This is a genomic window from Pseudomonas sp. GW822-FHT02G04 (assembly GCF_058802085.1).
In genome coordinates, this window is sequence record NZ_JBXANU010000043.1 from 23,080 (window position 1) to 33,295 (window position 10,216).

The window sequence follows — 10,216 nt, forward strand, 5'->3', positions numbered from 1 at the left end:
GGCTGCGATCTTAGCGCCATCAGCCACACAGAAGAACACCAGAAACCGCCAGAACCCGCCAACCACGGGCTCTGGCGGTTTTTTATGGTCACTGGAATTCCGTAAAAACCCTGCTGTACTCAGCCAAGGTACTGGAGATGGCTGTAGTCCATCTGCTGGATGCACAACGACAGTGTTATCTCGATAGGGAAACTCGCTATGTCTTTGTTCAAACGTTCGGCTACAGAATTGGTAGGTACGTTCTGGCTGGTATTGGGGGGATGCGGCAGTGCGGTCCTGGCGGCAGCGTTTCCAAACGTGGGGATCGGTTTGCTGGGGGTGTCCCTGGCATTCGGTTTGACGGTACTGACGATGGCCTTCGCCATCGGCCACATCTCCGGTTGCCATCTCAACCCAGCGGTTTCGGTCGGGCTGGTCGTCGGCGGACGCTTTCCTGCCAAAGAACTGCCCGCCTACATCATCGCCCAGGTGATTGGCGGGATCATCGCAGCAGCCCTGCTGTACTTCATCGCCAGTGGCAAACCCGGCTTCGAACTGGCCAGCGGCCTGGCGTCCAATGGCTACGGCGAACACTCGCCAGGCGGCTACTCGATGGCGGCGGGTTTTGTCTGTGAACTGGTGATGACCGCCATGTTCATCCTGATCATTCTCGGCGCCACCGACAAACGCGCACCGGCCGGGCTGGCGCCCATCGCCATCGGCCTGGCGCTGACGCTGATCCACCTGATCTCGATTCCAGTAACCAACACCTCGGTCAACCCGGCCCGCAGTACGGGTCCGGCGCTGATTGTCGGCGGATGGGCAATTCAACAACTGTGGCTGTTCTGGCTGGCGCCGATTCTGGGGGCGGTCATCGGTGGTGTGATGTATCGCTGGCTGGGCAAAGAAGACAGTTAACCTGCGCGACTGAACCTGCAATCAACGGCGAAGATCAGCCTTGTCGGTAAGGCAAGGCGGTCTTCGCCTCTTCTGCATACCCCAGCACCCCGACGCGTTCGCGCTCGAGGAAGTCTTTCACCGCCGACTTCAAGCCCGGATGGCGCAGGTAATGCCAGGAATGGGTGATCACCGGTTCAAAGCCACGAATCAGTTTGTGTTCGCCCTGAGCGCCGGCGTCGAAACGCTGAAAGCCGTTGGCAATGGCGTAATCCATACCCTGATAGAAACAGGTCTCGAAGTGCAGGCGATCGAACTCCGCCAGGCAGCCCCAGTAACGGCCATAAAAGCTGTCGCCGCCAACCAGGCTGAAGGCCATGGCCACCGGCCGTGAACCTTGTTTGGCCAGCACCACGCGAATCGACTCCGGCATGCGTTCGGCCAACAGACTGAAAAATTCCCGCGTCAGGTAAGGTGTTTGCCGACGCACCGCGTAGGTATTTGCGTAGCAGGCGTACACGAAGTCCCACTGCGCCTGGGTCAGCTGCCGACCTTCCAGCCATTCGAAATCGATGCCCTGCCCCGCCACTTGCTCACGCTCCTTGCGCATTTGCTTGCGCTTGCGCGAACTGAGGGCATCGAGGAAATCCTGAAAGTCCCGATAACCGCGATTCTGCCAGTGGTACTGACAGCCAATGCGCTGTAGCCAGCCCGGTTGTTCGGCCAATGCTGCGTCGGTGAACGGATCGGTGAAATTGATGTGGGCGCTGGAAAGTTTTTCTATCTCCAGATAACCCGGCAGGCTCTGCAAGAGCTCGAAACCATCCTCAATCGTCGCCGCCAGCAATCGCGGCCCGCTGACCGGACTGAACGGCACCGCCGTCAACAGTTTGGGGTAGTAGTCGATGCCCGCACGCTCACAGGCATCGGCCCAGGCATGGTCGAACACGTATTCGCCGTAGGAATGCCATTTGCGGTAGCTGGGCAGCGCGGCGATCAGGTGCTCACCTTCGACATGCAGCAGATGCTCGGGCTGCCAGCCGGAATGCGGGCCGAGGCTGCCGCTGTCTTCCAGTGAACCGAGGAACGCATGGCGCAGAAACGGCTGATTCTCCGGCACCAGGGCATCCCAGGTGCGGGGTGCGATTTGCGACAGTGTGTGCAGACGTTGCAGCGGCATTTTCCTCTCCACATCTTGGCATGACAGCCCCGCGAGTATCGCCGATCGCAGGGCGATCCACACGCGTCAATCCGATACAAGGCTCTGAATCGGGCATTTCGGAATCTTTTGTATCGTCATCGACCTGCCATCACTTCGCCACTGACCTGTCATAAACCATCGCGATACTGGCGCCTGTTTTTAGAGCGTCGGGTTCTACCCGACCACTGTTTTCCGACCTTCAACCGTCGGTTGTGTCCAGGATGGTTCAGCCATCCCTCTCATCTTCGGAGATTGCTATGCGTCTTGCTTCCACGAAAACTGCGGCGGCCTTGTGCGGTGGCCTGTTGCTGGCCATGAGTGTTCCGGCCAGTGCTGCAGTCGACGCCAAACTGCTCGACATGCTCAAGGCTAACGGTTCTATTTCCCAGGCGCAGTACGTTGAACTGCAAGCCGAACTGGCCAAGGATCAGAAGGCTCAGCAAATCGCGCAGCAGGCGCAGCAAGAGACCAACGAACAAATAGCGGTCGCCTCGAAGAAAGCCAACGAGCTGAGCGCCTTCGACCAGAAACTGGCCTGGGCCGCCAAGACCCAGTTCAAGGGCGACGTTCGCGTGCGCCAGGAAACGGTCAAGATCGACGGCGAACCCAACAACGGTGGCCGTGACAAGGATCGTCAACGCATCCGCGCCCGTCTGGGTGCCTACAGCGAAATCAACCCGCAAGTGGACACCGGCATCCGCATTGCCACCGGCGGCGGTGACGATGCTCGCTCGACCAACCAGGACATGGACAACTACTTCGACAAGAAGCAGATCTGGCTGGATCTGGGCTACATCGACTACCACCCGGACGCCATCAAAAACCTGCATGTGATCGGCGGCAAGATGCTGCAACCGTGGGTCAGCATGGGTGATGTGATCTGGGACAGTGACATCAACCCGGAAGGTCTGGCAGTGACCTACAAATACCCGCTGGGCAGCAGTGCCGAACTGTTCGGTAGCCTGGGCAACTACAACCTCAAGGACAACGTCGACGGCGAAGGCGTGCAATTTCGTCACGACCTGCGTCTGACCGCCGGCCAGTTGGGTAGCCGTTTCGCCATCACCGACAACCTGAAACTGACCGTCGGCGGCAGCGTCTATGCCTACCAGAACGACGAAGACAGCCGTTGCACCGGCACGTCCACGCCGTGCGCCCTGGCCGTCAACGGCAACTCGGCCAACAATGAGTTCCGCCTGTACGAAGGTTTCAGCCAGATCGATATCGGCGGCTTGCCGATGCCGCTGTCGTTCTACGGCCAATATGTGAAGAACAACGATGCCGTGACCGATCAGGACACGGCCTGGCTGGTCGGTGCCAAGTCGAAAGTCTTCGGCCTCAACCTCGACTACAACTACCGCGACGTGCAGCGTAACGCCGTGGTCGGCGCCTTCACCGACTCGGACTTCGCCAATGGCACTACCGGTTCTCGCGGTCACAAGTTCAAAGTTGGTTATGACATCGACAAGAACTTCGCCCTCGGTGCCACTTACTTCCTGACTAAAGCCGACTTCTCCAGCCGTACCCAGCGCGATGCCAACACCAACACGCTGCAACTGGACGCAGAAGCGAAGTTCTAAGCAGCGAAGCTACACACTTCAAACGATGCGGTTTACATCCGGTCGTATCGTTTGAAGAGGTTCAACAGTCTGGCGCGGGGCAACGATCCCCATCATCCGTTCGTTTCACCCGCGCCGGCCTGTGCTTTCCTTCAGGAACGATCTTTACGCCGCTGCGCCGCCAGCCGCTCGGCCAGCGCCTCCACATCCTCGACCGGCTTCTGCGGCATCACCCGCAAGGTCGCCTGCATCAACCGCATCTGCCGAATGAATCGCCGACAATTGGGGCAAAACATCAAGTGATGCCGCATCAGCAGTCGTTCGCGAAAACTCAACTGGCCATCGAGATAATCGCTGGACCGCGCCACTTGTTCCTTGCAGGTCAACATTCGCCGGTTTCCTCAAAATGCTCCACGGTCGCAAAGACCTTCAACCGTGCCCGATGCAGCAGCACACGGACATTGGAGAGTGAGATGTCCAGAAGATTACAGATCTCCTCCAACTCCAGCCCCTGACGCTCGCGCAACAGCAACACACTGCTTTGCAGTTCTGACAGGCTGAGCAACGTGTGCTCCAGGCATTCGCGCAGTTCGTTTTCGGTCAACAGGGCCTCTGGCGTGTCCTGATGCCAGGCGAACGGCGCCACCAGCCAATGACCATCACTCGATGAGAAACGATCGTCATCGATCGTACCGTGAGGCGACGGCAGGTCATCGAGCAACACTTCCCGGCGGTTTTGCTTGTAGCGACTCTTGGCCGAGTTGGCGGTGATGGTGAGCAGCCAGGTCTTGAGACTCGAACGCCCCTCGAACCCGTTCAGGTTACGCACAACCGATAGCCAGGCATCCTGAACGATTTCGTCGGCATGCCGGTTGCCCACAATAGCGTAGGCCACCGCACGCATGGCGTTCTGATAGGTGCTGACCAACTCTTTGAAGGCCTTTTGTTCACCTGCCAGCAAGCGCTCAAGCAGTTGCGCGTCGTCAGCCGCCATTAACAACCCCCTTGTTCTGACCTCGAAAATGAAAACAGCAGGACTTCGCCTGTAGGCATCGTCCTGCTGGAATTTCCGAAAATTACAGCCTTCCGACTATTTCGAATGTAGGAAAAGTCATCACAAGCCAGAGGAAAGAACAACAACCCCTTCGATCAACGCTTGCGCAGAATCACGCTGCCAATCGAGTAACCAGCGCCGAACGAGCTCAGTACGGCCAGCGAACCGCTGACCAGATCGTCCTGATTCTTGTGGAACGAAATCACCGAACCGGCAGAGCTGGTGTTGGCGTAGGTGTCGAGAATCACCGGGGCTTCTGCTTCGGTGGCTTCGCGGCCCAGCAGCTTCTTGACGATCAGGTGGTTCATGCTGAGGTTGGCCTGGTGCAGCCAGAAACGCTTCACGTCGCTGACGTTGAGCTGGTTTTCTTCCAGGTGCGTGGCGATCAGCTCGGCGACCATCGGGCAGACATCGCGGAACACCTTGCGGCCTTCCTGGACGAACAGCTTGTCGGGGGCACCGATGCCCTCTTCCGCGGCGCGGTTGAGGAAGCCGAAGTTGTTGCGGATGTTGTTGGAGAACTTGGTCAGCAGTTTGGTGCTGACCACGTCGAACTGGTATTTGGACGTCGCCAGGTCGGCGCGCTCGATGATCACCGCAGTGGCGGCGTCGCCGAAGATGAAGTGGCTGTCGCGGTCGCGGAAGTTCAGGTGGCCGGTGCAGACTTCCGGGTTGACCATCAGGATCGCCCGGGCCTGGCCCAGTTGCACGCTGTTGGCGGCGGCCTGGATGCCGAAGGTTGCCGAGGAGCACGCCACGTTCATGTCGTAACCGAAACCCTGGATACCCAACGCTTCCTGAACTTCGATGGCGATGGCCGGGTAGGCGCGTTGCAGGTTGGAGCAGGCGACGATTACACCGTCGATGTCAGCGGCGGTCTTGCCGGCACGCTGCAAGGCTTGCTCGGCCGCGCCAATGGCCATCTGGCACAGCACCGACCACTCGTCGTTGGAGCGCTCGGGCAAGCGTGGCGCCATGCGTTGCGGGTCGAGGATGCCCTCTTTGTCCATGACAAAGCGGCTTTTGATACCGGAGGCTTTTTCGATAAACGCTGCGCTGGATTCGGTCAATGCCTGGATTTCGCCGCGCTCAATGGCCTCGGCGTTGTCGGCGTTGAACTGCGCGACGTAAGCGTTGAAAGACTGCACCAGCTCTTCGTTGGAGATGCTGTTGGCCGGGGTGTACAGGCCGGTGCCGCTGATGACGACGTTATGCATGGTCGTTTCTCTAATCCGTTCAGGCAGAAAGCGCTGGCACCGACGTACCAACACACAAAGGGTCTATTCCAGATTCCAGACGCAAACCTGGCATCGCTTTATTCCGATCCGCCCAGGCCCGGAAGGCTCAAAACCGCGGGGCCGGCGTTTATAGGCGCGAAGTTTGCCATAAACGCTGGCTTTTGGCCCCTTTTGCCAAACGATGTCATGCAATACCTACAGTAGACCGCAGAGGCTCAAGGAGATCGGGTTTATGCCTCGACCTGACTCCATTGCTTGCTCAAGCGCTTGTCGGAGATCGGCACCTTGGTTCCCAATTGCTGCGCGAACAGCGAAACCCGGTACTCTTCCAGCCACCAGCGATACAGCTCCAGCTGCGGATCGCGTTTGCCTTCCTGAGCGTGTTTGTTGGCGCGGGTCTGGTATTGGGTCCAGAGCCCGGACAATTCTCCGCTCCAGACCCGGTCCTTCTGCACCTGTGCGCCGAGTTTCTCGAAACGCTGCTCGACGGCCTTGAGATAACGCGGCAGTTCCTTGAGCCACAGCATCGGCGTTTCCCGCACGAACCCCGGGTACACCAGATGGCTGAGCTGCTGCTTGATGTCGTTCAAGGCCACGGCTTGCGCCAGATCGATCTTGCCCTTGAAGCGTTTCTGCAGGCCGTGCCAGTGCTTGAGAATCTCCAAAGTCAGCCTGGCCAGACGTTCGGCGTGCTCGGTCCAGCCGCCACGTTTGCGCTCGGCCAGGGATGCCAATCCAGCGCCATCGCGTGGCAACGGCTCTTCACCGTCGAGGATGCAGCTGTCGAGACTGGCCAGCAGAATGTCTTCCACCAGGCTGTCGATGCGCCCCAGTTCGCGGTACATCAGGCCCAACTCGGTCAGCCCCGGCAACTTGCCGCGCAAGAACTTCGCCGGCTCCGCCAGTTGCTGCATCAGCAAGCGCTGCAAGGCCCGGCGATGCTGGAACTCGGCTTCGGCCGGGGTCGAGAAACGTCCTTCCTTGACCGTCCCGGCCTCTTCCACCAGCGCCGGATACACCGTCATCGACAGCCCGGCGATCTTCTGTTGGGTTTTCTCGGCGACAGCGGCAAAGACTTTCGCCTCCACCGGTTGCTGACTTTTCGCGGTTTGCGGCACCGCCAAGGCGGCCTGGCTGGCCTCGGCAAAGCGTGCGGTCAACTCCGCCAGATCACGCCCTTCGCCGAGGAACTTGCCCTGGCCGTCGACGATTTCCAGGTTCATCCGCAAATGGCTTTCGACCTGCTGCGACGCTTCGGCCCACGCCTCATCGCCGACCCGCGCCCCGGTCATGCGCAGCAACTCGCGGCCCAGCGCCTGGGGCAACGAGCCCTCGCCAAAGGTCATACGCTGCATCGCGGCTTTGACGAAATCCGGCACCGGCACGAAATTCTTGCGCAGGGCCTTGGGCAGGTTGCGCACCAGCGCAATGCACTTGGCCTCGATCACGCCCGGCACCAGCCATTCCAGACGTTCCGGTGGCAGCATCGGCAACAACGGTGCCGGCACGCGCAAGGTCACGCCATCACGTGGATGGTTGGGTTCGAAGTGATAACTCAGCGCCAGTTCCAGGTCGCCAATGTGCAGGGTGTCCGGGTAATGCGCGGCGGTGACTTCACTGGCTTCGCGGGCCAGCACGTCTTCTTCGCGCATGATCAGCAGTTGCGGGTCTTTCTGGCTGTTGATCCGGTACCAACTGTCGAAGGTCGCGGTCTGGTGGATCTCCGCCGGCAGGCGCGCATCGTAGAAGGCGAACAGGGTTTCTTCGTCGGCCAGAATGTCCCGGCGACGCGCCTTGGCTTCCAGTTCGTCGAGTTGTTCCAGCAGTTGCTTGTTGGCCGTCAGGCACTTGGCTTTGGATTGAATCTCGCCGCGCACCAAGGCTTCGCGGATAAACAATTCGCGGGACACCACCGGGTCGACCGGGCCGTAATGCACCGGCCGGCGTCCGACCACGATCAGCCCGAACAGGGTGATTTGCTCGAAGGCCACCACCTGTCCACGCCTCTTCTCCCAATGGGGTTCGAAGTGATTTTTCTTGATCAGGTGCCCAGCTAGCGGCTCGATCCAGTCGGCGTCGATCTTGGCGACCATCCGCGCGTAAAGCTTGGTGGTTTCCACCAGCTCGGCGGTCATCAGCCATTGCGGGCGCTTCTTCCCCAGGCCCGACGACGGGTGAATCCAGAAACGTCGCTGACGGGCGCCGAGGTAATCGCCGTCTTCGGTTTTCTGGCCGATCTGGCTGAGCAAACCCGATAGCACAGCTTTGTGCAGTTTCGGGTAATCCGCCGGCTCTTTGTTGAGGCTCAGCTGCATATCGCGGCAGATCAGGCTCAACTGGCGATGGGAGTCGCGCCACTCGCGCAGGCGCAGGTAATTGAGGAAATTCTTGCGGCACCAGTTACGCAGCGGACTGGCCGTCAGGGCCTGGCGCTGTTCTTCAAAACCACGCCACAGATTGACCAGCCCGGCGAAGTCCGAGTCCACGTCTTTCCACTGGGCGTGGGCCTGATCGGCGGCTTGCTGACGCTCCGGCGGGCGCTCGCGCGGGTCCTGGATCGACATGGCGCTGGCGACAATCAGCACTTCCTGCAAGCTGCCGAGTTTGGCCGCTTCCAGCAGCATGCGGCCCATGCGCGGGTCCACCGGCAGTCGCGCCAGTTGCCGACCGAGCGGGGTCAGCTGGCTGTTGCGATCCACCGCCGAGAGTTCTTGCAACAGGTTGAAACCGTCGCTGATGGCCTTGCCATCCGGCGGTTCGATAAACGGGAAATCAGTGATCTCGCCGAGACGCAGATGGAGCATCTGCAAAATCACCGCCGCGAGGTTGGTCCGCAGGATCTCCGGGTCGGTGAATTCCGGCCGACCGATGAAATCTTCTTCGCTGTACAAGCGCACGCAAATGCCCGGCTCGACTCGCCCGCAGCGACCTTTACGCTGGTTGGCACTGGCCTGGGAAATCGCTTCGATGGGCAGGCGCTGGACCTTGGCGCGGTAGCTGTAGCGGCTGATGCGCGCGGTGCCGCTGTCGATCACGTAACGAATGCCTGGCACCGTCAACGAGGTTTCCGCAACGTTGGTCGCCAGTACGACCCTGCGCCCTGGGTGCGACTGGAAAATCCGCTGCTGTTCGGCCGGCGACAACCGTGCATACAACGGCAGAATTTCGGTGTGTTTGAGCTGGGCCTTGCGCAGCATGTCCGCCGCGTCGCGAATCTCGCGTTCACCGGGCAGGAACACCAGCACATCGCCGGGGCTCTTGCGCTCACTGCGTTCGAACGCGGCGATTTCGTCGAGGGTGGCGAGGATCGCCTGATCCACGGTCAGGTCATCCTCGACACGGTTGCCCTCCTCGTCCTGCTCCAGGGTCAGCGGGCGATACCAGGTTTCCACCGGGAAGGTGCGGCCGGAGACTTCGACAATCGGCGCATCATCGAAGTGCTTGGAGAAGCGCTCCAGGTCGATGGTGGCCGAGGTGATGATGACTTTCAGGTCCGGACGACGGGGCAGCAGGGTTTTCAGGTAGCCGAGCAGGAAGTCGATGTTCAGGCTGCGTTCGTGGGCTTCGTCGACGATGATCGTGTCGTAGCGTTCGAGGTAACGGTCGTTCTGGGTTTCCGCCAGCAGGATGCCGTCGGTCATCAGTTTGATCAGGGTGTTGGCATCGCTCTGATCCTCGAACCGCACCTGATAGCCGACCAGCGCGCCCAACGGCGTCCCCAGCTCTTCGGCGACCCGGCTCGCCACGCTGCGCGCCGCAATTCGGCGCGGCTGGGTATGGCCGATCAGGCCGTGCTGGCCGCGACCGATTTCCAGGCAAATCTTCGGCAACTGGGTGGTTTTACCCGAGCCGGTTTCGCCGGCAATGATCAGCACCTGATGTTTTAGCAGCGCCGCTTTGATTTCGTCGCGCTTGGCGGCGATCGGCAGGCTGTCGTCGTAACGAATCACCGGCAGGCTGGCGCGCCGCGCCAACACCTGATCACAGGACGCCTGCGTGCGCGTCACCCACTGGGCCAGTTTGGCCTCGTCAGGTTTCTTGCGCAGCTCAAGCAACTGCCGCCGCAGCCGGTGGCGGTCGGCAAGCATGGCGTGATCGAGGTTTTTCAGCAGTTTGTCGATGGAAGGCGATTCGTCAGTCATCAGGTACGCAAAAGTCGTCTAGTGGCGCAGGAGGCGGATTGTCGCAGATTTGGCAGGGATTGCGGGTGGTGATCGTTCCCACGCTCTGCGTCACTAGTGTCCGGTAAAAACTAAAGGGGGAGCTTGCTCCCCCTTGCTGTGCCTGC

The 10,216-nt window shown here is 60.2% G+C and carries 7 protein-coding genes; 2 read left to right on the top strand and 5 right to left on the bottom strand.

What is annotated here, in order from left to right:
* Positions 1-198 precede the first annotated feature (198 nt).
* On the top strand, positions 199-897 hold the full coding sequence (gene aqpZ, locus AC1RO5_RS30060; protein WP_493179340.1) for an aquaporin Z: 699 nt from the start codon (positions 199-201) through the stop codon (positions 895-897).
* Between the two features lie 34 nt (positions 898-931).
* Here the strand turns inward: aqpZ and AC1RO5_RS30065 are convergent, their stop codons facing one another.
* Entirely contained in the window at positions 932-2,056 is a 1,125-nt protein-coding gene (locus AC1RO5_RS30065; RefSeq protein ID WP_493179342.1) for a GNAT family N-acetyltransferase, read from the bottom strand.
* 278 nt (positions 2,057-2,334) lie between these two features.
* Here AC1RO5_RS30065 and AC1RO5_RS30070 point away from each other — a divergent pair, with 278 nt between their 5' ends.
* On the top strand, positions 2,335-3,657 hold the full coding sequence (locus tag AC1RO5_RS30070) for a putative porin (RefSeq protein WP_493179344.1): 1,323 nt from the start codon (positions 2,335-2,337) through the stop codon (positions 3,655-3,657).
* Positions 3,658-3,788: 131 nt separating this feature from the next.
* Here AC1RO5_RS30070 and AC1RO5_RS30075 read toward each other — a convergent pair whose 3' ends face one another.
* From AC1RO5_RS30075 to hrpA, 4 genes are all read right to left on the bottom strand, one after another.
* Complete coding sequence (locus AC1RO5_RS30075) at positions 3,789-4,025, bottom strand: anti-sigma factor family protein (RefSeq protein ID WP_476214788.1); 237 nt, start codon at positions 4,023-4,025, stop codon at positions 3,789-3,791.
* Positions 4,019-4,630 (bottom strand): RNA polymerase sigma factor, encoded by a 612-nt coding sequence (locus AC1RO5_RS30080; RefSeq protein ID WP_493179346.1) that lies wholly within the window; start codon positions 4,628-4,630, stop codon positions 4,019-4,021. The genes AC1RO5_RS30075 and AC1RO5_RS30080 overlap by 7 nt, the downstream gene beginning before the upstream one ends.
* A 155-nt stretch (positions 4,631-4,785) precedes the next feature.
* A complete protein-coding gene (locus AC1RO5_RS30085; RefSeq protein ID WP_019648021.1) occupies positions 4,786-5,907 on the bottom strand; it encodes a beta-ketoacyl-ACP synthase III in 1,122 nt (373 codons plus the stop codon).
* Between the two features lie 251 nt (positions 5,908-6,158).
* Positions 6,159-10,070 carry an ATP-dependent RNA helicase HrpA gene (hrpA, locus tag AC1RO5_RS30090; protein WP_493179348.1) on the bottom strand — a complete coding sequence of 1,304 codons (3,912 nt, stop codon included), beginning with the start codon at positions 10,068-10,070 and terminating at the stop codon, positions 6,159-6,161.
* Positions 10,071-10,216 lie beyond the last annotated feature (146 nt).

Excerpts from the sequence above, each read along its gene's own strand:
- aqpZ (WP_493179340.1), top strand. The coding sequence starts at position 199 with ATGTCTTTGTTCAAACGTTCGGCTACAGAATTGGTAGGTACGTTCTGG.
- AC1RO5_RS30065 (WP_493179342.1), bottom strand. The coding sequence starts at position 2,056 with ATGCCGCTGCAACGTCTGCACACACTGTCGCAAATCGCACCCCGCACC.
- AC1RO5_RS30070 (WP_493179344.1), top strand. The coding sequence starts at position 2,335 with ATGCGTCTTGCTTCCACGAAAACTGCGGCGGCCTTGTGCGGTGGCCTG.
- AC1RO5_RS30075 (WP_476214788.1), bottom strand. The coding sequence starts at position 4,025 with ATGTTGACCTGCAAGGAACAAGTGGCGCGGTCCAGCGATTATCTCGAT.
- AC1RO5_RS30080 (WP_493179346.1), bottom strand. The coding sequence starts at position 4,630 with ATGGCGGCTGACGACGCGCAACTGCTTGAGCGCTTGCTGGCAGGTGAA.
- AC1RO5_RS30085 (WP_019648021.1), bottom strand. The coding sequence starts at position 5,907 with ATGCATAACGTCGTCATCAGCGGCACCGGCCTGTACACCCCGGCCAAC.
- hrpA (WP_493179348.1), bottom strand. The coding sequence starts at position 10,070 with ATGACTGACGAATCGCCTTCCATCGACAAACTGCTGAAAAACCTCGAT.